Annotated in this window: 19 protein-coding genes; 5 read left to right on the top strand and 14 right to left on the bottom strand. The window is 35.4% G+C overall.

Annotated elements, in window-relative coordinates; genetic code table 11:
* Nucleotides 1-94: 94 nt before the first annotated feature.
* Complete coding sequence (locus tag KQI21_RS08170) at nucleotides 95-874, top strand: helix-turn-helix domain-containing protein (protein ID WP_216483714.1); 780 nt, start codon at nucleotides 95-97, stop codon at nucleotides 872-874.
* 661 nt (nucleotides 875-1,535) lie between these two features.
* Here KQI21_RS08170 and KQI21_RS08165 read toward each other — a convergent pair.
* The 7 genes from KQI21_RS08165 to KQI21_RS08135 form a co-directional block, all read right to left on the bottom strand.
* Nucleotides 1,536-2,195, bottom strand: coding sequence for an L-fuculose-phosphate aldolase (locus tag KQI21_RS08165; protein ID WP_216483713.1), 660 nt, complete (start codon nucleotides 2,193-2,195; stop codon nucleotides 1,536-1,538).
* Between the two features lie 555 nt (nucleotides 2,196-2,750).
* Complete coding sequence (locus KQI21_RS08160) at nucleotides 2,751-3,398, bottom strand: class II aldolase/adducin family protein (protein WP_216483712.1); 648 nt, start codon at nucleotides 3,396-3,398, stop codon at nucleotides 2,751-2,753.
* Nucleotides 3,399-3,411: 13 nt separating this feature from the next.
* Nucleotides 3,412-4,350 carry a 1-phosphofructokinase family hexose kinase gene (locus tag KQI21_RS08155; RefSeq protein ID WP_216483711.1) on the bottom strand — a complete coding sequence of 313 codons (939 nt, stop codon included), beginning with the start codon at nucleotides 4,348-4,350 and terminating at the stop codon, nucleotides 3,412-3,414.
* A gap of 164 nt (nucleotides 4,351-4,514) precedes the next feature.
* Complete coding sequence (locus KQI21_RS08150; protein ID WP_216483710.1) at nucleotides 4,515-5,861, bottom strand: PTS galactitol transporter subunit IIC; 1,347 nt, start codon at nucleotides 5,859-5,861, stop codon at nucleotides 4,515-4,517.
* Nucleotides 5,862-5,962: 101 nt separating this feature from the next.
* Nucleotides 5,963-6,238, bottom strand: a complete 276-nt coding sequence (locus KQI21_RS08145) for a PTS sugar transporter subunit IIB (RefSeq protein WP_077302264.1) — start codon at nucleotides 6,236-6,238, stop codon at nucleotides 5,963-5,965.
* A complete protein-coding gene (locus KQI21_RS08140; protein ID WP_216483709.1) occupies nucleotides 6,235-6,711 on the bottom strand; it encodes a PTS sugar transporter subunit IIA in 477 nt (158 codons plus the stop codon). The genes KQI21_RS08145 and KQI21_RS08140 overlap by 4 nt, the downstream gene beginning before the upstream one ends.
* Nucleotides 6,674-8,731, bottom strand: coding sequence for a BglG family transcription antiterminator (locus KQI21_RS08135; protein ID WP_216483708.1), 2,058 nt, complete (start codon nucleotides 8,729-8,731; stop codon nucleotides 6,674-6,676). Before KQI21_RS08135 ends, KQI21_RS08140 begins: the two co-directional genes overlap by 38 nt.
* A 1,087-nt stretch (nucleotides 8,732-9,818) precedes the next feature.
* Here KQI21_RS08135 and KQI21_RS08130 point away from each other — a divergent pair.
* The 4 genes from KQI21_RS08130 (at nucleotide 9,819) to KQI21_RS08115 (ending at nucleotide 14,891) form a co-directional block, all read left to right on the top strand.
* The gene (locus KQI21_RS08130; protein ID WP_216483707.1) at nucleotides 9,819-10,907 is read left to right on the top strand and encodes a ThiF family adenylyltransferase; all 1,089 of its coding nucleotides are present in this window, start codon (nucleotides 9,819-9,821) and stop codon (nucleotides 10,905-10,907) included.
* 728 nt (nucleotides 10,908-11,635) lie between these two features.
* Nucleotides 11,636-12,535: an LpxL/LpxP family acyltransferase gene (locus KQI21_RS08125; protein WP_216483706.1), complete on the top strand. Its 900-nt coding sequence runs from the start codon at nucleotides 11,636-11,638 to the stop codon at nucleotides 12,533-12,535.
* Between the two features lie 264 nt (nucleotides 12,536-12,799).
* Nucleotides 12,800-14,059, top strand: a complete 1,260-nt coding sequence (locus KQI21_RS08120; RefSeq protein ID WP_216483705.1) for an MFS transporter — start codon at nucleotides 12,800-12,802, stop codon at nucleotides 14,057-14,059.
* 316 nt (nucleotides 14,060-14,375) lie between these two features.
* On the top strand, nucleotides 14,376-14,891 hold the full coding sequence (locus tag KQI21_RS08115) for a gamma carbonic anhydrase family protein (RefSeq protein ID WP_216483704.1): 516 nt from the start codon (nucleotides 14,376-14,378) through the stop codon (nucleotides 14,889-14,891).
* A 424-nt stretch (nucleotides 14,892-15,315) separates the two neighbouring features.
* Here KQI21_RS08115 and KQI21_RS08110 read toward each other — a convergent pair whose 3' ends face one another.
* The 7 genes from KQI21_RS08110 to KQI21_RS08080 form a co-directional block, all read right to left on the bottom strand.
* Nucleotides 15,316-15,456: a hypothetical protein gene (locus tag KQI21_RS08110; protein ID WP_216483703.1), complete on the bottom strand. Its 141-nt coding sequence runs from the start codon at nucleotides 15,454-15,456 to the stop codon at nucleotides 15,316-15,318.
* 14 nt (nucleotides 15,457-15,470) lie between these two features.
* Nucleotides 15,471-16,748 carry a helix-turn-helix domain-containing protein gene (locus KQI21_RS08105; RefSeq protein WP_216483702.1) on the bottom strand — a complete coding sequence of 426 codons (1,278 nt, stop codon included), beginning with the start codon at nucleotides 16,746-16,748 and terminating at the stop codon, nucleotides 15,471-15,473.
* A 959-nt stretch (nucleotides 16,749-17,707) separates the two neighbouring features.
* Nucleotides 17,708-18,667 carry an NAD(P)H-dependent flavin oxidoreductase gene (locus tag KQI21_RS08100; protein WP_216483701.1) on the bottom strand — a complete coding sequence of 320 codons (960 nt, stop codon included), beginning with the start codon at nucleotides 18,665-18,667 and terminating at the stop codon, nucleotides 17,708-17,710.
* Between the two features lie 6 nt (nucleotides 18,668-18,673).
* Nucleotides 18,674-19,585, bottom strand: a complete 912-nt coding sequence (gene paaX / locus KQI21_RS08095) for a phenylacetic acid degradation operon negative regulatory protein PaaX (protein WP_216483700.1) — start codon at nucleotides 19,583-19,585, stop codon at nucleotides 18,674-18,676.
* Nucleotides 19,586-20,161: 576 nt separating this feature from the next.
* Nucleotides 20,162-20,938: an enoyl-CoA hydratase-related protein gene (locus tag KQI21_RS08090; protein ID WP_216483699.1), complete on the bottom strand. Its 777-nt coding sequence runs from the start codon at nucleotides 20,936-20,938 to the stop codon at nucleotides 20,162-20,164.
* 20 nt (nucleotides 20,939-20,958) lie between these two features.
* The gene (locus KQI21_RS08085) at nucleotides 20,959-22,155 is read right to left on the bottom strand and encodes a thiolase family protein (RefSeq protein WP_216483698.1); all 1,197 of its coding nucleotides are present in this window, start codon (nucleotides 22,153-22,155) and stop codon (nucleotides 20,959-20,961) included.
* Nucleotides 22,152-23,015 (bottom strand): 3-hydroxyacyl-CoA dehydrogenase, encoded by an 864-nt coding sequence (locus tag KQI21_RS08080; protein WP_216483697.1) that lies wholly within the window; start codon nucleotides 23,013-23,015, stop codon nucleotides 22,152-22,154. Before KQI21_RS08080 ends, KQI21_RS08085 begins: the two co-directional genes overlap by 4 nt.
* Between the last annotated feature and the right edge of the window lie 647 nt (nucleotides 23,016-23,662).

Genomic DNA, 23,662 nt, shown 5'->3' with positions numbered 1-23,662 from the left:
TTCAAAACGAACGTTAGATTAATTATTGAGCTACATAAATATAACTGCAATTAGCACTAAAACATGAACTTACTTTAAAATGAGGTGTTTATCCATGTGTCGTGTTTTAATAGCCAGTCCTGTAGAAACAGATCGTGCTTTTTTAAAACAAATATTTGCTGAGCATTTTTTTAATGTTACTTTTCTTGAGGACGCTTTATCAGCTGAAGAAGCATACAAACGTTCATTAGATAATCGGCTTGATATGTTAATCCTTGATATTAGTGGATCAAGCGATGAAATATTTCAATATAAAACAAATATAGTAAAACAATATCCGAATATTAAAGTAATCCTACTTGACAAAAAGGCGAATTTTAAACATATTCAAACTGCAATACGCTGTGCTGCCATTGACTATATCGTTAAGCCATTAGATGAAGATGAGTGTAAGTCGGCAATTCATCGTGCCATTTTGGCATTAAATCAGGTTTCTTTACTTCATTACGAGCGAAAATCAATTACTAATACAGTAAAAGAAAGTGCCAATCAGATGATGCAGTATGTTCATGAATATTTTAATGAAGAAATTAACCTAGAAACTTTGGCACGCTTCATGCATTTAAATAAAAGCTATGTTAGCCGTTTTTTCAAAGAAACGGTTGGTATGACGTTTAGCAGTTACTTACGTCATTACCGAATAGAACAGGCGAAAAAACTATTACGAACATCTGAATTAACTATCACCGAAGTTGCCGAGGAGGTTGGTTATCCGGACCTCACCTATTTTAGCCGTATTTTTAAAAAAGAAACTAACTATACACCTAATGAATTTAAACAAATATTTCAAGGAGAACATATCCCTGCTGACTTTGCATTTGTCGAAGGGGAGTAGTAAAAAAGCCAGGAAAAATAAACTTATCCATTGAGAACTGCTTGCATAATTTTTACCATCCTTGTGAAGCTCAAGAATAGTAGAAAAACAAGAAGCGATCGATTAGCGACATATAAAGAGAACTTCTGAGATATAGTGAACCTTCATTTAAGGAGAATTTTTTCTTCTTGAATGTTAGTGCCGCAATGGTATGACCTGAAGTCCTTTGAACAAATTGGACATTTAGATGCCATTATCTCCTATTTAGACGTCTTCGTATTCTATATAACTCTTGCAGTGGGAGGATTGCGGCACTAGATACGGTATTAAGGAAACATGCCTCTAAAACAGGGGATGCCGACGTCTGAGCAAGAAGCCCGCTTTTAGTCGGCCTTCCTTTAGATTCAAGCCCGATGTTGACTGTCATAAGAAGAAAAGCGAAGTCTACTACAGCTGAGCGCATAAGCTAGACGAAGCTACTTTTAAAAAAGATTATCCACCCTTAATTAAATAGTTAGAGTAGAAATACACGTTTTTAAGAAAAATAGATGATAGAAAAAATAAGAAACAAAAATAAAAGCCCTAGTTAAAAAACTAGAGCTGATACGAAAATTTATTTTCAAGATCTTTTAAAATGAGAAAGAAAAGAAGGTAGTCCTTTAGGATGTAAGAAACTAATTTTCTATTCGTTTGTTTGCGGTTGTCCATAATCCTTAAAGCGTTCCACCATCATCGTCATTTCTTCATCTGATAAGATGACTGGATTCCCGATTGCTTTTGCTTGCCAATACAAGCGGGCACAAAATTCCAACTGCTCTGTAATTGCATAAGCTTCTGCAAGAGAACTGCCGACTACATTGATTCCATGATTGGCTAATAAAACTGCTTTTCTATCTTTCATTGCTTCCAGGGCATTCTCAGCTAATTCGTTTGTTCCATATGTTGCGTAATTAGCGCAACGGATATTTTTTCCTCCACTATGAGCAACAAGATAATCAATAGCCGGTAAATCAACATTTAAGCAAGAAATCGTTGTGGAATACAGAGCGTGAGTATGAATCATTGCAACTGCATCATATCTATTTTTATAGACAATGGAATGCATTTGATGTTCACTGGATGGTCTTAGCTCCCCCTCAACCACATTACCATATAAATCCATAATGATGACATCTTCCTCAGTTAATTTATGATATTCAATCCCGCTTGGTGTAATTGCCATAAGCCCTGATTCTTTATCAAAAATACTAATATTTCCACCGGTGCCAACGGTTAGTCCAGAATCGATTAATTTCTTTCCATATTCAACAATTTGTTTTCTCTCTGCTTTTAAATATTTCATTAGTAAACCCTCCGTTGTAATTATTATTCGTAATGTTCAAAAAGTCATAGGTAATAACGAAACAAATTTCCTCATTACGTTAGAATGTATAATATAGTACTGAAGTTAAGAGCACAGTAGAAAATTTAATCCCTCAAGTAAAGTAAAGCACCGTAATTTCTCTTACTTTAATGATGTTGAAAGCGAAAGGCGAAGTGCTGAGATACCTGAGCTAAATGCCATTGGTTCGGATCACTGGGATACATCGTACGAGAGAAAAAGTTTTTCTAGTACGTTAATTCTTAGTTGATCTCATGTCCATTGTCCTCTTTTTGAATATCACTATTGACAAATTATTATTTATTTTTCGACTTACTAATTTGCTCTTTCTCGTATTTTTTCTGAATTAATTCCTTATATGATCTTGCCTTATGGGGATACCATTTTCTGTATTTACTTTGAGCTATGATTGCTAAAATTAGAGCTACCATAGTAGGAATCAGCCATTTCGTGAATACGGAAATGAGCAGACATAATGCTGAAAGAAAAATACATAAATTAAGAAAAAGCTTTTCCTTATTCATCTACGTTATAATTCAGCTCTTTATTTTCAATCTTACAAATGCCTAACTTATCAAACAGTAATGCTTTTTCGGCAATGTATGCGTTGTATTCCAGACGACCCAGGTTATCATAAGCTTTTATTAAATTTGTATCTGTAATTAACACCCCGTGCTTATTCAATAAAATGGCGTTTGTTACAGAGTCTAAAGCTTTATTCTCCAAATAATGTTTAACTTTTTCAGCTAATGCTTTCGAAGTTGCAGGAGCAAAATCCAGACATGGAATATCCCCAAATTTTTGCGTTGATTCTGTTAAATTTGGCATATCTATCCCCATCGTTGCAAAGACCATTGATTTAAGTGCATGTGCATGGAGTACACAGCCAATCTCTCGATTATGTTTATAGCATGCCATATGCATATTAATTTCTCTTGTGATTCTGCCATCACCTTCAACTATATTTTCATCCATATCCACCACTAAAACTTGGTAAGGGGATATATCGCAATGGTATTCTTGCGACATATGGGTTGGTGTCATAATAATATGTTGCTCATTCATCCTGACACTAACATTTCCCCCAGCTGTGTTCGTCTCATATCGAGAGAACATTTTTTCCACAATCTCAGCCAACTGTTCTCTTTCTTCTTGATATAACAATGTTATCGCCACCTTATAGTTGAGTGATTTTTACTTGTTGCTTTAACTTCATTGCCATCTTCACATCAAACGTTGAACTATCCTTGTTCATCACTTTACTTGCAGCACAACCACTAGCTAGCTTTATTATTTGTTCTATCGAGAGCTGATTCGCAAGTCCAGCTAAAAAGGCACCTACAAAGCAATCCCCAGCACCAGTATCGTTTACTTCTTTTACCTTTGGTGGAATTACACGATAGATCTTTCTATCATACCCACAGTAACTGCCTTTTCCGCCTAACGAAGTAACTACATAATCAATGTCTTGGTTTAGTCTTTTTACTGTATCTAATAGACTTTCATGAGAAGCTTTTAGCTGCTTTAATTCAAATTCATTTGGTTTAATAAAATCCACCTTCATTTTTACAGCTAATTCAATTGCCTCACCAGATAAGTCACAAGCAATAAAACAACCAATTTCTTTTAAAATACTTAATAATTGTCTTAAATTATCGATTGTGAAATTAGCTGGTAATGAACCGGCGATTAATACCATATCTTCCGCTTTCACTCTAGCTTTTATCCTATTAAAAAGTCGCTTGATATCAGCTTCTTCTACATGAAATCCTTTTTCTGTCAACATGATAGAGCCGGCTGAGACTTGCTCCGGTTCTACTATGATATAGCATTCCCTAGTGGTTTTACCATCTATAATCGTGAAGTCATGCTCAATGCTTTTTTCACTTAAAATCTGTTTAAACTTATCTATATTCTGACTCCCTGCAAATCCTAGAGCTAGGTTTTTTACTCCTAATCTCGACATAACGTAAGAAGCATGGGTTCCTTTTCCACCAATATCATAAGAAACTTCTGTAATTCGATTGCTTTTTCTTCTTTCCAATTTTTCATTCAAGCATAATAATCGATCAATAGCTGGATTTAATGTTATCGTATAAAGTGAAACTTCATTCAAGATCCTTCATCTCCTGTTGAATGTTAGTACCACAAGGGTATGACCTCAAGGCCTTTGAAGTGAATCGGGAATTTCGGTGCAGTTATCTCCCACTTAAGCATATTCTTTACAACTATTGAAGTGGGAGACTTACGGCATCTTAGGATAAAGCATTTCATCACCGACTATTTTTCTGCCTTTAGTTCTTCCGTTCGTTTTAGCATTTCTTTCCGGTACAGGATAAATCCCAACGCCCATACAACAGCTAGTCCAATTCCTACCATGCTGAAACTTCCAAGCTCAGTTAAAATATATCTAAATGCAGGGTATTCAACCGTACTCCAGGTGATTTGCTGACCTGCTTCTAATTCAACTGCTTTTGTTGAATGAGCTAGGTTTGTCATAATATCAGCAAAATACGTTGCGGCATATAGGAATACTGGCGTGGTAATAGTACAGATCACCAGCATTCTTAACAAATTACCACCCGTTACAATTAATGCCGGTACAGCAAGCCCAATATTTAGAATTCCCGCAAATGGAAGTACTGCATTTCCTGGTAATATAAAGGCAAAGAATAACGTAATCGGAACCAAAATCGTCATAACAACCCATGCTTCACTTGAACCAGCTAATATTGGCCAATCAAGTCCAATAAATATTTCCCTATCTTTAAAGCGTTTTTTCATATAATCATTAATGGCTTCTGATAACGGAGATAATGCTTGCATAAATAATTTAGCTACCATTGGGAATAACGTTAATGCGGCAGCCGCTTGCATCGACAAAATTAGTGAATCAGCTACTGAATAACCTGCTGCTAAGCCTAAAAGAAATCCGATAATAAAACCCATCACATGATTTTCAGCAAAAATACCAATTTTATCTTTTAATGCACTTGCATCCATTTCTTTATTAAATACTTTAAATTTTCTTAAGAGCCAATCAATCGGCATTAATAATGTACCAATTAAGAAAAAGTTATGAGAACTTGTAACACCTGGAATATTTGTTAACGTCTCAATCTGTTTTTGATTCAAATCAGCAAATACTAATTCAAGTACAACCACAATTGCTGAACCAATAAGAGCGATATACATGCTTCCGGTTACACCATAAATAAGTACAGCCGTGAAAATTTTTCCCCATACATTCCACAAGTCGACATTCAATGTTTTTGTTTTATTTAATAGAAGCATCACTCCATTAATGACGAGCTGAATAGGAAACAGTAGAAAAGCATACGGCCAAGCCCAGGATAATGAAGCAGCAGTTGTCCAACCACCATCAACAGCTGTTAACTCAATCCCTGTTCGCTCTGCTAAAGCTTGAGCTGCCGGTGTTAAAGCATCAAGCATAAAACCAATTACAAGGTTCATTCCTAAAAAGGCAACTCCTAAAGTAATTGCTGCACTTAAAGCATTTTTAAATTTCATTTTTACAAATATTCCGATTAACAACATAACTGCAGGAACAAATACAGAAGCACCTAAATCTAAAATATATGAAAATATTGTTTTTAGCAGGTCCATGATTTTACCCCCCAATAATAGATAAATAGTTATCATAGCTTGACTGGGCAATTTAGATTACTTTTCGTAACATAGATTACCCAGTATCAAAGAAGTACAATTTACTTTAGCGCATCGAGCAGTTTTTGCGTTTCTTCTTCCATTCCCATACCGGTCAAGAAAGCTATTCCATTTAGAGTAGGAATATCATATTCTTTTGTATTTTTTGTGATTGAAATATAAACATCACTCGTTTTTATATATTGATCTAATGACTTAATATCAACTGCTTCTACACTTGCACGAACACCTTTTTCTTCTAGTATTGACTTCACTTTCGATGCTACTGTTTGACTTGTAGCTACACCTGAACCACAGGCTACAATTACTTTTTTCATTCGTCTTCACTCCTAAATTGTTTTTGCAGTATTGCTAGCATTTCTTCTTCGGTTGAAATAGAATTAAACGTGTTCACAAATTGCTCATCCTTGAACTTATCAATAATTAATGAAAGCAGCCCAACTTGTTTTGACGGCTCTTTTATTCCAAGCATAAATATGATATTTATATCAAGCCATGTATCTGTCGTCGCCATTTGTAAAAATCGTAATGGCTGATTTAGTTTAACAATGTATATAAATGGCTTTTTAATATGTTTCGTATCTGTATGTGGAATTGCCAATTGTTCTGTTTCCGTAGACAAGCCTGTTGGAAACTCTTTTTCTCTTTCAATAATTGCTTGTTTAAAGGAAGTCTCTGCGTAACCGTTTTCTATTAAATCATTACTAAGTGCTTCAAACATTTCATCTGTTGAACTAAATTCAGCATTTAGTTTAATTAATTCCTTCTGAAACAAATTTGCAAAATTCATCTTCTGCTCCTCCTAGACTGTTAAGAATGCTCTGGATGGTGAATATATTTTCTTCCTTCATCATTTGACACATTATGTTTTTATCCATAAACAGATTATTTAGTTTTATTAAAGTCGGTACATGATCATTTTCAACAGAAGGAGCTAAGGCTACAACAATCTTTACTTTTTCCCCATTAGGTGTAAAAGCTGGTTTTTTTAAAACGACAATTTGAAAATCCATTTTCTTTACCCCAAACTTAGCAGCCACATGAGGTAAATAAACATTTTCAGCAATCAACATTCGATTATAATTGCTATAAAAAACTTTCTTTGTTTTATTTACATAATGTTGTGTAATACTTTTTCTTCTAAAAAGAGGAAGCATTGAAATATCAACGAGTTCTTTCCAATCAATGCTTTCTTTTATGATACTTATATTATCGATGGAAAATTTAAATTGGTCTGATCCATTATCTGTTTGTACTTTTGAAGCATTTTGCTTTGCTAACAAACAACATACTTTCCTTGAAACAACATCGATATATTGACTTGGAATATACGGCTTAATGACCTTCATAAGTGATCGTACTAACGGATCACTGTTGTTTCTCATCTCACCTTGAACTCGATTTCTTAAATCTATTCGAGTTTGGCTATCCAATATTGGCGGAACAATAAACGTTGCTCTTTTATCGTTGATTGGAACTGTTGTAAAGATAAAATCAACTTCTTCCCCATCTTGCTCAAACTGCCTTACTGAATATGCACCAATAAAGTCTATTTCTGGAAACATGGATTGCAATGTAACTAATAACAATTTGGAAATAGATGTTCCACTTTGACATAGCACTACTGCTTTGAATATCGTTTCCGTTTCCTCCGCTTCATAAATCCAACTTAAGACAATCATACACAGATAAACAATTTCTTCTGTAGACAGCTCTCTGTGAATAATATCCTGAAAGGGCTTAACCGATTTTTTGACTACACAGTAAATTTCATGATATTGATCCAAAAATTCTTGTGTCAATGGATTATTGATTTGAAAACCGAGTAAACTTCGGTAGATGGCAGGTCTCATATGAAGCAGCACTTTATTTTTTAATTCATTTCTGCGATGCATGTGCATCGCTAAATTTGCTTCGATATTATCAATAAATTTATCCGTGGCCTCTGATACTTCATCACCATCTGTAATAGCAAGTGCTGACTCTACCATATTGGAAGCTAGAACTTGTAATGATAAATAGAGCAAATCACTTTGTGTTAAAAAATCATAATCCCAAAACATTTGCTGGATTTCAGGAAACTCTACCGTATTTTTAATATCATATTTTTCTATTTTAAAAGACCACTTGGTATCTAGCTTCTTCGCTCGCTTTATAACAAAATGTATAATATACGGTAGTTCATCTAATTGTTCATCGGTTAATGTTATACCGATCCTGCTTTCTACTCGCTCCAGCCTTTTTCGTAATCGAAATATTTTTGAACTGTCTACCAGGTTTTTCTCTTCTAACAATATTCTTCCTGCTAAAGAACGAAGTACATCTTTTACTGCCGTTACCAGCAAATTCCGTATGGCAAACTCTGAACCTTTCATAACGTACCCATGTTTTCGAGAATAGTCTACATCAATCTCTTTCTGCTCTAAATCTTGTTTAATTAATTTCATATCATTTAGTATCGTATTTTTACTAACTAAACATATCTCTGCTAATTCTAATAAGGATAAATATTTTTTCTCTACAGCCAATACAATAATGATTAAATTGTATCGAGTCTCAAATTCATGATGACTAAATAATTTTCCTTTTTCTCGAAAAATCTTCTTATAGCAAAGCATCTTAGCTGCTTCCGTCATGTAAACTGCTTGACCACTCGAAATAATAACATCCTTATTAAAGGAATCGTTAATATTGTTAATCGTTTCTCTGACCTCAAGCTTGGTTAATTGAAACTCAATCATTAACTCTTGGATTTGGACATTATCTTTTAGTATTAGATGTTTTATGATTCTTGTTTTATCGCCTCCCATCACTTCACCTCCTTACCTTCATTAAAATCGTACCATAGGAAATACGACTATTTTCAACAATCTATCACAAAATAAATAAAGCGCTTTAATTGGATTGTGATGAACCTTTTTGAAAGCTGATTAAAAGTCACGCATCAGGATGAATTAAAATTTAGCTCAGGTTAATCCAATACGCTGGCAACGGGGCTAAGTGCCAGCACCGTTTTCTAAACTTTTTTCTTATACAGTTTGACTCATTAAACCTACCGATTGAACAGTCATCCTTGTAGAATTATATATTAGAATATGGATTTTAAGTTCTTTTAAATAAATAACCCTTTTTTGCTTCACAGGAAATTAATAATAAATAATTATTGTGTTAGATAATAGCTTTTAACAACATTGATGTAACCATTGTCAAATGATATCTACTTTATTACCAACTTTTACATTTTTGGTAAAGATAAAGTCTAACTTGATCTTAAAATAGGAGCTTTTAGTAGGCTTAAATACGAGATAAAGTGAAACTTCATTCAAGGAGTGCTTTTCTCCTTAAATGTTAGTTAAACGAATCGGGGATTTAGGACTCGTTTCTCTCATCATGTTCGCAACATCATTAGCACATTTTGAAATGAGAAAAATACGGATCCTTACATCCGAGATAAAGTGAAACTTCATTCAGTAGGAGTTTTCTTCCATCTCCTACTGAATGTTAGTACCACAAGGGTATGACCTAAGGCCCTTGAACGAATCGGGCTTTTAGGTGCCGATTTCTACCACTTTGACTTCTTCGTATTGCCTACACTCTTGAAGTGGAAGTCTTACGGCACCTTACATGCGGGATAAACTCTTTTTGGCTTTACTCTATTAAAATACCAAAATACTGATATAATGTAATAAAGTTGTAAAAAATCTATTAATTTCCTTTAACAAAAAATTCAAATTTGACTATTTTTTGGAATAACATTATACTATTTTATAAATAAACCAAGGTGGTGGTAGAAATGGTAAAATGTGTAAGTCGAATTACATCTGATAACAAAAAATGCTAATCAAAAAGAAGCCGATTCTTTATAGGATTGGCTTCTTTTTCCGGGAGGAGATTATATTGCCTACATATTGGTTAAAGCAACCAGATGTTCAGGTAGAGGAAACGGAACACGGACAAATTATTTGTAAATTGTTAAACCGTTCAGAAAGTATTATATACGAAAGTATGAGTGTATTTATTGATTTTTTAATCTACTTACAACAACCTCGTACCTTTGAAGAACTTCTGTTATGGGGAGAACAACATGAAATTTCAAAGAAAATATTAGAAGAAACGTTACAAACTCTATCAGAAGATAAAATCTTGTTATCTGGCAATCAACCTTGGAATTTAACAGGGGATAGCCGTTTATGGAGTTACCTTGCTGCGCAAACATCTTCTCTTGATAAATTATTTGAAAGTGAACAAGCATGGAATTCCAGTCGAGTTGGAATTATTGGAGTAGGCGGTGTTGGAAGCAGAGTTGCACATGAATTGACGGCAATGGGAGTACCTTCACTTATTCTTATTGATCATGATCATGTAAGCACTCACAACCTGACTCATCAATCGTTATATCCTAAAAGTTCTGTTGGCGAATTAAAAGTAACCGTTTTAAAAGAAATATTACATAATAGATACGGAACGATGATAGAGGGGCTGGCTTCTCCTATTACACAGGAACTCTCTCCACACATCTTAGAAAAACTAAAAACTTGCTCGGTAGTAATATTATGTGCTGATGAACCTTCCGTAGATACACTAGCTGATTGGATCACTCCCTATCTGACAAAACTCAACATTCCACATATTGTCGGTGGTGGCTACCACGGTCATTCTACTAGTACAGGTACTACTGTGATTCCTGGAGTAACCGGGTGTTGGAAATGTTATGATCAGCTTGTTGACCGTAAAGATATATATAGTGTTCATCAACATATTCGTGGTATTTCCGGTTCCTTTAACCCATTGATACAAATATTAGTAAGCTTTATTATTTCAGACACAGTTGCCGTTATTACAAAATTAACAAAACCATTGCTTGTAAATGGAATGGGTGATTTTGATTTAGAAACTGGAAAATTCAAATGGCGATCTGGTTCACGTAATCTAAATTGTGAGATATGCGCTAATATACAAAAGAATCTTGCTAGTTTTACATCATAGATAAAAAAAGCATGTCCAACAAGATTAAATAGATCTTCCATTTTAACAAAGGAATATATGGAACGCCACAAATATAAGAAACTATAAAGCTTTAAACTCTTTAAATCTTTATAATATGAAATATATTTTACGTTATTTTAAATTCCTTTACTTAGAACAAAACCTAGAAGTGTTCGACTAGCGACGTGTAAACGCCAGAACTTCTGACGAGACAGTGAAACTTCATTTAAGAAATGATTTTCTCCTTGAAAAAGAAAAACGTTTTTTCTGTGTGTGATGCATATTCAAGCAGTCTCTCTAGTCCTTTAAAAAATCGCGATGTATCGCTGTCGCAGTTTTCCTTGTCCTTGAAAAATCGCGATGCTTATTCAGGAAGTCTTACTTCTCCTGTCAGGGTCCAAACGAAATGGGAATTTAGGAGTCGTTTCTTTCATAAAGTTCATAACATAATAAGAGATAAGAGATTTTTTTAATGAGAGAAATACAGGTTACACTCGGGATAAAGGAAACATGTCCCGGCAACAGAGGTATGCCGTCGCCTGAGTGGTAAGCCTGCTTTTAATCGGCCTACCTTTGGATTTGAGCCGATGTTGACTTACGTAGGATGAAGAGCGAAGTTTGCTATAGCTTGAGCGCTTAAACTAGACGAAGTTATTTTTTTAAAAAAGTGATCTATAATGTAGAAACGAATATCGTTTGCTAAACAATAAAAAAGAAGGTGATCATACATGTCAATCTTAAGCTTTAATAATTTATTACATTTCCATTCTATTTGGAAAAGTATCTCCTTTCAAACAAAAGATGAACGAGAATTAGCAAATCGTTTTTTTAACAGTATCGTTGATACGGAATTAGATTCAAACAGAGCAGAGTTAGAAAAAAATCAACAGCAATACGTAAACATCATAAATAAATTTTCAATTCTAAAGCCACGTGCAGAGAAAATCAGCCATGCTTATAGTTTATTTGCAGAAAAAAGAAAGTGTGCTTGGACGTACTTATCACTGGCATTATACAATAAACAATACGATCAGATAATCGAACCAGAGAGTGATCGCATGTTAAAAATGATTGAAACACCCCATTCGAAAAACCGGATTATTTTAGCTCCTTTTCATATGGGAATGCATACAATGTCCATGCCATTAATTACACGTTACTTTAATAAAACCACTATACTCGTGAATAGTGATGAAATAGATATCATTCAACAATGGATGGCTACATACCTTGAAGCAACATTCAGCACCTCTACAAATATGGTTCCTGTTCCTTCACACACAAGTCCTTTAAAATTCGCAAAAGCTATTATGCGAGGAGCAACCGGCATTATCTTTCCAGAGTTTTCATATGGAATTAATCAAGAGGAAGAAGAAATAAGTTTTTTAGGAGGAACATTTAAAGCTCCAATTGGTGTTTATGTACTGGCTAAACGTCTATCAGCAAAAGTATATCCCATTGGCTCTATTTGGAATGAAAGGGAGAGCAAAGTTCGTTTTATGATTGGAGATATACTTGATCCTAACACATTAACTCAGTCTACCTTCCTGCAGAAATTATTTACACAAGGAGAAGAATGGATTGCTAAATATCCGGAACAATGGCTTTGGGATCACTTAATCGAATAAAGTGAAACTTCTTTTAGTTGGGCATTCTCGGCGTGCAAAGTATCGCTGGCGAAGTTTTCCTTGTCCTTGAAAAAGAAGTACGCTTTTTCTGCGTGCGATGTTATTCAAGAAGTCTTACTTTTCCTGTCACCAGAATGAATTGGATATATAATGTCGTTATCTCATTTAGACTTCTTCGTATTCTCTACTCTTGAATTGGGAAGCCTTAGATCACGTTAGATATCGGGTAAAATAATACAATATAGAAGAAACGGGTTTTTCTCTATGTGGATACTATTAAAAAACAAACAATTTACAAAGCTTTTTTTAGGAAAAATTGCTTCCAATATTGGAGACAGTATGTATGCTATTGCAGCAATGTGGTTAGTGTATGAGTTAAGTCATTCTGCATTCTACACTGGCTTAGCTGGATTTTTGACAAAAATCCCTCATGTTTTTCAATTTTTAGCTGGCCCCTTTATTGATCGGTGGTCATTACGAAAAACATTAATGATAACACAAGTATGCCAAATTATCTTAGTACTTATCATCCCAATAGCTCACTATACGGGAAATTTACATGTTTGGATTGTGCTTATTATTATGCCAATTATATCTTGTATTCAACAATTTTCTTATCCAGCGCAAACAGTAGCCTTGCCAAAATTATTAAAAAAAGACGAATTGATTAAAGGAAACTCCCTTTTCTCTTTCGCTAATCAGGGTATTGATATGACGTTTAATGGCATTGCTGGTATACTTATAAACATGGTTGGTGCTATTACTATCTATTTATTAGATTCGATTGTCTTTACTGTCGCCTTCCTCCTGTTTTGGTCAATGCCTGTTTTAAAAGCAAACGGAAAAGAGAAAAAAGAAAAGCAGAAACTGACAGAGGTATTTAAAAAGTATGGGGAAGACTTAAGGGAAGGATTTCAGTATGTGTTTCAATCGATTATTAGCAAGTTTTTTATCGCTACCATTATAGCCAACTTTTCTTTCGGTATCGCCCTGGCCGTGATGCCTATCTATGCAGATTTTCGAGGAGGATCCGCTATATATGGATTTTTAATGGGAGCATTTTCTGCCGGTTTTTTGATTGGAGCATTGTTAAGCTCGCTTGCCAGAGCTTTTCCACTTGGAAAGACAATGATTATAACATATATGTTTAGTGCCGCATTTTGGATTAGTTCCGCATTTCTGCCATGGGATGTACCCGCTGTAATTTTATACGGAATCTCCCTTATACCGCTTGGTGCTACACAAGTACTTCTAGCAGCAACCGGTCAACGAATTATTCCAGATTCACTATTAGCAAGAGTTTTTTCTGTTATTTCAAGTGTGTCCTCTACAGCCATGCCTATTGGGTTTTTGATGGGGGGAACCCTAGGATCGGTTTTAGGCGGACAACTTGTATTCGCTATCGGTGGTCTTGGCATGCTTTCCATTTCATTCGTTTGGTTTATCATATCTGATTTACGTCGTATTCCAAGAGTTAAAGATATCCATCCGGAAATATATGGACTGAGAAAATCAATCAATTAATATTTTTTTCTTCTAAAACACCTATCTCTTTATTAGTGAGTATTGTAATAGGAATGATTATAACCAGGTAAGTCACACAGATAATATTCCATTTCTGTGTGACTTTGTATTGTAGTAACAACCATGTAAAAAGACCCGTGTACGAACTGTTCCTTTAGCAAAGTGCCTTGTTCCATTAGATATAGAATCGCTTGAAACAAGCTAATTATTGTTAATTATTTCGTATTATAGTAAAATTCAAATTTATAACACGCTCCTCAAATCAACTATAAAATGTTATAATTAACTTAAAATAAAAACTATTTCGAGAGGTGATATGTTGATTATTCCATACAACCATCACAAGCCATCCATTCATGAAAGCGTTTTTGTTGCGCCAGGAGCATACTTGATCGGAGATATAACCATTGGTAAAGAATCTACTATTTGGTTTAATGCGGTGTTAAGGGGTGACGAAGATTCAATAACGATAGGAGAAAAATGTAGTATTCAAGACAATTCTACCATTCATTTATTTGAAGGTTGTCCTGTAGTTGTGGAGGATGAAGTTACCGTTGGACATAATGTTATCCTTCATGGCTGTAAGATAGGGAAGCGGTCGATTATCGGAATGGGATCAACGATATTAGATAATGTCGAGATTGGTGAGGAATGCATTATCGGTGCAAACACCCTTATACCACCAGGGAAAAAAATACCATCTCGTTCGCTTGTTGTAGGCTCTCCAGGAAAAATAGTTCGTGAAGTATCTGCAAAAGACCTTGAACTCATCCAATTATCTATTGATACATATGTAGAAAAAGGTAAAGATTTTAAACAAATTTTAATATAGAATTGTGTAGTAGATAAATTTTAATGTAGGGGGGGCAAATTATAAGCCCCCTACTATATATCAAAAAGTATATCTGTAAATAAAACTTCTGATGTTCTATGTATTTGCACTTTTGTTTCTAAACCGGACTTGTTTTTTTATGAAATAAAAATCTATAAAACAAGGATTAATATAGCTTTTTACTGTTCGTTTATTTTATTAGGATTTTTATTAGGTGTTCTTGAATTATTTAATAAGGGCATAAAAATAAATTCACTTTTGTTGTAATAACATTTGCTGGTGAATTTATATCCAACTATCAGAAAAAAATAAAGCGTGAGCTCAACTCACGCTTTATTTTTTCTTGGGATCTACAAGAGCGCCTTATACTCAAGTATCGAAATTATAGAAAAAAGTAGGGGAACTCTAATATTCCAGGTTTCTATCACAAATTGCTGGTTGGAATGGTTGGTACAGCCGTAGGAGAAGGTTCTAGAGATGCTGTATCTTCATATTGTTTATTGGTAAATAAAAATCCGCCAATAAGTAGTGCACCACATGCCAATGATACTACTAATTTTCTCATATTATATCCCTCCTCTACAATTTGATTAATTTGTCATAACTCCTGTTTGCTAATTTATAATATTGAACAGACTCCTTATACTTACCCATTTTCTCTAGGTGAACAGCTAACAGTTCTGCATAAAATACTAAATGTCGATAATCTTCTTGTTGTTTTAGATAAGGTATAAAGTCATCTGCTAATAACGATCTAAACTTTTTTAAATCACCATTTAGCAAATACGTATATACTTGAATAATGTAGTCATAAAAGTTGTTATAGAATTTATCATATTTGCATTTAGCTAATTCCAATATTTCCTTAGCCTGTTGCAAACACGCTTTTGCTTTTTTATAATCCCCAATCGTATAAAGTTCTTGAATTAAACGAGTAATCGCTTCTAATTTTGTCTTATCTGTTAGATCTTTATTTTCAGTAGCTATTAAATAATGTTTAATGGCTTCTTCGGAATTTCCCATCATTGAATGAAAATAACCCAAATTATGATGTGCTAGGTGAATGATATCTTCATTATTGCTTAATTTTCCCAGATTCATTGCCAAATTAAAATTTTTTATCGCTCTATCTGGCTTTTTAATTCTTTGATATGATATTCCTAATAAAATATGACATTGTGCACAGCGAATAAAACTATAGTTCTGCTGAAATACCTTCATTGCCTGCTTCGCGTAATCGATAGCTTCTAGGATTTCCCATAATTTACTATGGACTATCGATAATGCATAATGCAAATCAGCAATTTCCTCTTCGTTAATATTGGCTAACCGAAATTTTTCCTCTGCCAACTTATAATCCCGCATCGCTTGATCATAGTCTTCTTTATGTGAGTAGTAATCTCCTTTAAATTTATGCCAATAATAACGTTCTTCATAATTAAATGAATCAACCATATCATGGAGTTCATTCATTTTCTGTAACGCTTTTCCCAAGTCACGTAAAACGATGAAGTAACGGATTTGATGAATTTCAAACATAAGTGTATGATTATTAATGCTTCGATTCATTAGCTGTTGTAATTCTTCATACTTCGCTGTGATAATATGCTTATCATATCTGTCAAATAGCATATCATACCATTCTTTGCACTTCCCCTCAATCTGTAAATCTGTTTCGTCCATAACCTCGATTCCTAATCGATCACAAAGTAATTGAATAATTTCCGGGCTTGCCTTTGTCTTTTTGTTTTCTATTTTTGATAGATAGGATAATGAAACAATGCCCTCTGATAATTCCCCTTGTGTCATATTACGCTTCGTTCTCTCTAATTTAATAAAAGAACCAATTTCTATCAATCTCCCACCTGCCATTCTAGAATTAGTACTTTTATATGTATAGTTATATTGTAACATAAATTCAAATAATACCCTATTGGGAAAATAGTTCGATTTTTCATATGTTTATTGGAAAAAACTAGCTTATATCTTTTTAATTTTCTTCAAATAGGAAAAACACCTTAAAAAACTCGAATTATTTTAGTAGGGATTTTCCCCTATCTTCTACTAATGTTACAGAACGAATCGGGAGTTTGATGACGTTTCTCTCATAAAGTGAAACTTCATTCAGTAGGAGTTTTCTTCCATCTCCTACTGAATGTTAGTACCTAGAAGGGTATGACCTAAAGGTCCTTAAACGAATCGGGCATTTAAGTGCCGTTTTCTCCCACTTAGACCCTGTTGTATCAACTCAGGTCTTGAAGTGGGAGTCTTACGGCACCTTACATGCGGGATAAAGTTCGCAAAATATTAAGCAGAACCGTTGTCATACACCTTATATGAAAAAAGCTATAACGACAGATAGATCGCTAGTCTAATTGAAGAATCATGGGCATTTCTTTACTAAAGGTACAACTAAACATGTAAAAAGTGTGTTTTTAGGTAACCTAGCTATACAAACTATTATAAAAGCCGGATGTCACACTAGTAGCTTTAGTAACAATGTTAGAAATTGATTAGGGTTACCCGTTGGTTCCAGTATTAATAGATATCATTGTACTTATCATATTAAATTAGTTTCATTATCTGTTTTTGATGAGGAGTTGACCTTAATGAAGAACAACAAAATGAATATAACACATAGAATCTAATAGAACTATTGATATGGACAGGATCAAACAAGCACCTTTGCAACAGCTTGCGCACGTAAACTAAACAAAGCTGCTTTCATAACCATGTCAAAATGAATATAATCTCAAGAACATAACCAAAAAGCAATCTCAGCAAGAAGACTGCTTTTTTATAGCATGAAATCAGTGCTACTCTAATTTTTCCAAGCTTTGTTTTAATATTTGTTTGGCGTCTGCTGTCATTGTTTCAAGTAAATCATATACCGAAGGACAGTCCTCAATAAGACCTGCAATTTGTCCTCCATTAATAAATCCATTCTTTATATCACCATCGAAAGCTCCTATCTTATGATAGTTTTCTGTTGTTTGCTTAAAAAATATCGCAGGATCATCATTTTTATTTTCTATCTCTAACAGTTTAGATGCATATTCGCTTCTGATTAATCTTCGAATTCGATTATATCTGCGTCCGACAATAACGGTTGATTCATCCGTAGCTTGGATAATTGCCTGTTTGTATATTTTATGGTAAGGCGCTTCCTTTGTAGCAATAAAACGAGTTCCCATTTGTACCCCGGAAGCACCAAGTGCCAAAGCTGCAGCAAGTCCTTTTCCATCGGCAATTCCTCCAGCGGCCACAACCGGAATATTTACCTGTTGAACAACTTGGGGGATTAATGTCATCGTTGTACTTTCATTTTTGGCATTAATCCCTGCTGCTTCATAGCCTTCACATACAATAATATCAGCTCCTGCTTTTTCTGCCTTCTTTGCCTGCCGAACAGTAGCTATCACACATATGACAATTATCTTATGCTGTTGGAGTAAAGAAATGAACGGAGCAGGATTGCCTGCGGATAGTGAAACAACCGGAACTTTTAGATTAATCATCTGTTGAACGATGTGACTAACATTCGGGTGAACAGCAATAGGTATATTTACACAACACGGATTTGACGTTTGCTTCAGCATTTCCGTGACTTTATAAACTGCCTCATTTATCGGCAAATCGCCAACACCAATTGTCCCTAATCCTCCCGCATTGGAAATAGCTGCAGCGAGATTCGGATCGCTAATATTTCCCATTCCTCCCTGGATAATGGGATACGTTATATTCAATAAACGGGTTAATTTATTTACGACGGTCACCACTCCCTATCTTTCATCAAATGAGTCGGGCATATTTACTAATTCAAAAAAGTTAGAGATAGCTGGAGTACTCGTATTTTTTTGATTTGCATAGCCTTCTGCATAAACCTTTTCAAAAAATGCATTTGCCTTTTCTGCAAGAATTTTGTAATAACTGCTAAATAGCTTGGCTGCTTCTTCACCCAGCCATTTTTCGGGCAATAGCTCTTGCGGGATACCAGGATCAATAAAAAGTGACTTACGATAATGATGAACTAACAGCGTACGTTCTACAAAACATTCTTTATTACTCATTTCCCCTTGCTCTATTTTTTGGCGATTTTCAACCATTTCCTCTTCATAAAACTTAATAAACATTTTGTAACGTTTATTGATATGGTCAATATCCCAACAGTTCGTTATAATCTGTTTATTCGATTGTGGACCTTCATTATCAGCTGTAAAAAAATGAACACATTCTTTTATATTGTATTTATCAATAATATCGTTAATTTGATTTTTCAAATTGTTCGGTGTAATCCAAACCCCATTGGATAGTAAACCAAAACCACTCCAAATTAACTCTTTTCGCAACTCGTCTCTAATTTGTCTTTTTTCCTCAGGAATATTGTATAAAAGCATACGCCATTTCCCGTCCCACTTCTCCGGCTCAATTCTATAGATACGACCGGCTGCTTCTTCCATTCTTTTCTTTCCTCGGTCGGTTAATGAATAATAGCTTTTGTTAGTCTCTTTACGACTAACAACCCACCCTTGTTTACTCATTCGGGAAATAGCTGATCGTACAGATTGCTCATTATGGTTAAACGGTTCCAATAGTTTTATCAGACTCCCCATCCATATTTCATTACCATAGTAACGAATATAGTCGCCAAATAATGTAAAAATCATCGAACGTGTATTCAGTTTCTTTTGCATTTTGATCATCCTTTTCATCTGTTAAACCATCTATTTTTTGCTGTGTAACGATTCATAATGGAATAAACACGTTCCATGAAGCTTAGAAAAACTTGGCTTGTCGCCAAGTCCTTAGCGAAAGCTGTAGTTTTTCTTATACTATAAAGTGAAACTTCATTCAGTAGGAGTTTTCTTCCCTCTCCTACTGAATGTTAGTTGAACCAATCGGGCATTTAGGTGCCGTTTTCTCCCACTTTGACCCTTTGTGTATCAACTAAAGGCTCTTGAAGTGAGAATCTTACGGCACCTTACATGCGGGATAAACCATAAAGTTTTATACTTTCCTATAGTGGAACAAAAACTGGAAGCGCCTGGTTAGTGGCATACAAACTGAAGAGCTTTTGAGAGGATAAAGGAAACATCCCCTGCAACAGGGGTATGCGGACACCTGAGCGAGAAGCCCGCTTTTAGCCGGCCTTCCTTTAGACTTGAGCCAATGTTGACCTATCAGAAGATACGTTTCTAGCACATAAACCAGATAAAGTTACTATTAAAAAAATGTAAAAACGGATATCGTTTTCGAGACAGCAATAGATATTATTCACCAATGAATTGGGGAGGTCTTTTTTCATTAAATGCTGCAAGTGCTTCTATTCGATCTTTTGTTGGAATAGTCAGTCGGTATGCATTCTCTTCTAGTTTTATCCCTGTTTTTAGATCCGTGTTCATCCCATTTTGAATCGCAAATTTTGCTTGCTGAACTGCAATTGGTGCATTGTTCATAATCGATTCAGCAAATAATTCACAGCTTTCTAAAAGTTCTTTCGACTCTACTACCTTGTTAACGAGACCGTACTCAAAAGCTTCCTCCGCGGAAATCCGTTTCGCAGTTAAAATCAACTCCATTGCTCTCGCCTGTCCTATTAACCTTGGGAGTCGCTGCGTACCACCAGCACCAGGAATGATTCCCATACTTGTTTCCGTTAATCCCATTGTCGCATAAGAAACGGATATACGAAAGTCACAAGCAAGCGCAAGTTCAAAACCTCCACCAAATGCATATCCATTTATTAACGCAATAGTCGGTTGAGGTAAATTTGCAACCTGTTCAAACACAGAACTAATCTTTTTTACATTCCGGATTACTTCTTTCTTTCCTAAATGTCTACGCTCTTTTAAATCAGCTCCCGCACTAAAGGCTTTATCGCCGCTTCCTGTAATGACCACAATTCTTATATTCTGATCGATCGATAAATCTTCTATCACTCTCTCTAACTCTAGCAATGTACAATAATTAAAACAGTTCAATACTTCAGGTCTATTCATTGTAATATAGGCAATTTGTTCTTTCTTTTCTAATAAAACATGGCTCATTCTTACGCTCTCCTCTCCATTTACATCTTTTCAACAATGGTTGCAATCCCCTGGCCTACACCGATACACATCGTGGCAAGACCATATTTAGCATCCCTGCGGCACATTTCATGCACTAATGTCGTGAGGATTCTCGATCCACTTGCTCCTAATGGATGACCAAATGCGATCGCTCCTCCATTTACATTTACTATATCCGGATTCAACTCAAGTTGTGTTATACATACCAGTGACTGTGATGCAAATGCTTCATTCAATTCGACTAAATCAAGCTCTGCTACTTCTAAATTGGCTCGTTGCAATGCTTTTTTAGTTGCTTCAATAGGTCCAAGTCCCATGATGGCAGGCTCAAGTCCGGCAGCTCCGCTCGCTATGTAGCGTACCATAGGCTTGATACCTAATTGTTCCGCTTTTTCTTTACTCATTAATAACAATGCCGATGCTCCATCATTTATTCCTGATGCATTACCCGCCGTAACTGTTCCTCCTTTATATATTGGCTTTAAGTTGGCTAATTTTTCACGGGTTGTTGTTGGACGTGGATGCTCATCTTTATCAACCGTAATTTCCTCCCCATTGAGTGTATACGTAACCGGAATGAGTTCATCGCTAAACCTTCCCGCTTCTAATGCCTTTTTCGCCTTCATTTGACTATTATGGGCAAAATCATCTTGTTCTTCTCTCGTTATATTAAAACGTTTCGCTACATTTTCTGCAGTTTGTGGCATGGAATCAGCACCATACATTGCCTCCAGCTTTGGATTAATAAAACGCCAGCCAATGGTAGTATCAAGCAAGGTCTTATTCCCTCGCGAAAATCCCAATTCAGGTTTTGGCAGAACAAATGGTGCTCTTGTCATGCTCTCTGTTCCACCGGCTATATAAATGTCTCCATCCCCAACCATAATCGCCCGTGCTGCCATATTAACTGCATCTAAACCTGAGCCGCAAAGACGATTTACTGTTGTGCCGGTTACATGAACGGGAAGTCCGGCAAGTAGTGCAGCCATGCGGGCAACATTTCTATTTTCTTCTCCAGCTCCATTAGCGTTACCCATAATAACTTCTTCAATTGCTTCTACCGGCAGTTTTGGCTGTCTATCTATGATTCCCTTTACTACCGCCCCCGCCAGATCATCCGGTCGCACATATTTTAATACACCATTATATCGGCCAATTGGGGTTCTTACTGCATCAACAATGACAACTTCTTTCATCCATCTCCCTCTCCTTCATAGTCGTAAACGCCTTTTCCTGTTTTACGTCCTAATCTCCCAGCTTTTACATATTGTTCTAGAAGTGGTGCGGGACGATATTTATCACCTAATGTTTGATGTAAATAGCAGAGATTATGAAGTCTTGTATCTAAACCGACTAAATCTCCTAACTCAAACGGTCCCATCGGATAATTTAATCCAAGTTTAATAGCTTTATCGATTTCTTCCGGAGTTCCCAGTCCTTCCTGTAGCATATAAAATGCTTCATTCCCAACTAAACAACTAATGCGACTTGTTACAAATCCCGGAAATTCATTGATGGTCACTGTTTCTTTTCCCATTTTTCGGGCAACTATTTCAGCAAATTCAGCTGTCTCATCACTTGTTTCCAAGCCGCGTATAATTTCAATCAGAGGCATTTTATGAACTGGATTAAAAAAATGCATGGCAATTACTAAATCTGGTTTCGTTGTATATGAAGCTATTTCCGTTGGGCTCATGGTCGATGTATTTGTAGCAAACACACAGTTCTTTGGTGCAGCACGGTCGATGCTTGCAAATATTTTCCTTTTTATTTCTTTTACTTCAGGTACAGCCTCAATAATAATCGTGGCATCTTTTACCGCTGTTTCTAACTCTGTTTCATAACAAATATTAGCCTTTCCCTCATTTGCCTTAGCTTCTGTTACCTTTCCATAGGAGACTCCTTTTTCATAAAGCTTGTTAATTTCTGCTTTTGCTTGCTCAAGTATTTCCTGTTTTATATCAACAAGCTTCACAAAATAACCACCTAATGAAGCGACATAAGCAATTCCCCTTCCCATTACTCCCGCCCCAATAACGACTAAGCTATCACTCATTTGAAAAATCCCCTTTCTCTATTCTTTCTAATTCATAAACACTTCTACTCGTACCGAATATCAGCTGATCAAATGTTTTTCTGTAAAAGAACTTCGAAAATTCGGTAGAAATGAACAGCCGATTTCATCGTACGACTAGATTTTGCACTAAAGTTAAGACACGTATTGGGGGCGGCTAAGATCGCTATTCCTAGAAAAGATGCGATGTATCACTTTCGGTGTTTTCTTCTCCTATTGTAAGATTGACACTAACACGTCGTGTCAGGTCAAAGCTTGAGATAGTATAATTTCAATTATCACAGTGGATGTAGTTAGTATATAAGTAATGAAACTCAAGCCCCCCAATCCCCATCTTATTGAACAGTACTCGATAAGGATAAAGTGAAACTTCATTCAGTAGGAGTTTTTTTCCATCTCCTATTGAATGTTAGGTATGACCTAAAGGCCCTTGAACGAATCGGGCATTTAGGTGCCGTTTTCTCTCACTTAGACCCTTTTGTATCAACTCAGGTCTTGAAGTGGGAGTCTTACGGCACCTTACATACGGGATAAAAAGCGAACTTTTTCCATAAGTGGATATTCGTTCGCTTTTATCTAGAAGTATCTCTCCAGACTGTAATGGTCTTTTCTATTTGAGGTTAGCCGCT

The sequence above is a fragment of the Virgibacillus proomii genome, from assembly GCF_018916875.1.
GTDB classification, from domain to species: Bacteria; Bacillota; Bacilli; order Bacillales; family Amphibacillaceae; genus Virgibacillus; species Virgibacillus proomii_B.
Note: the sequence above shows the minus strand (reverse complement) of the source record. Positions and strands in the feature narration are given on the sequence as shown.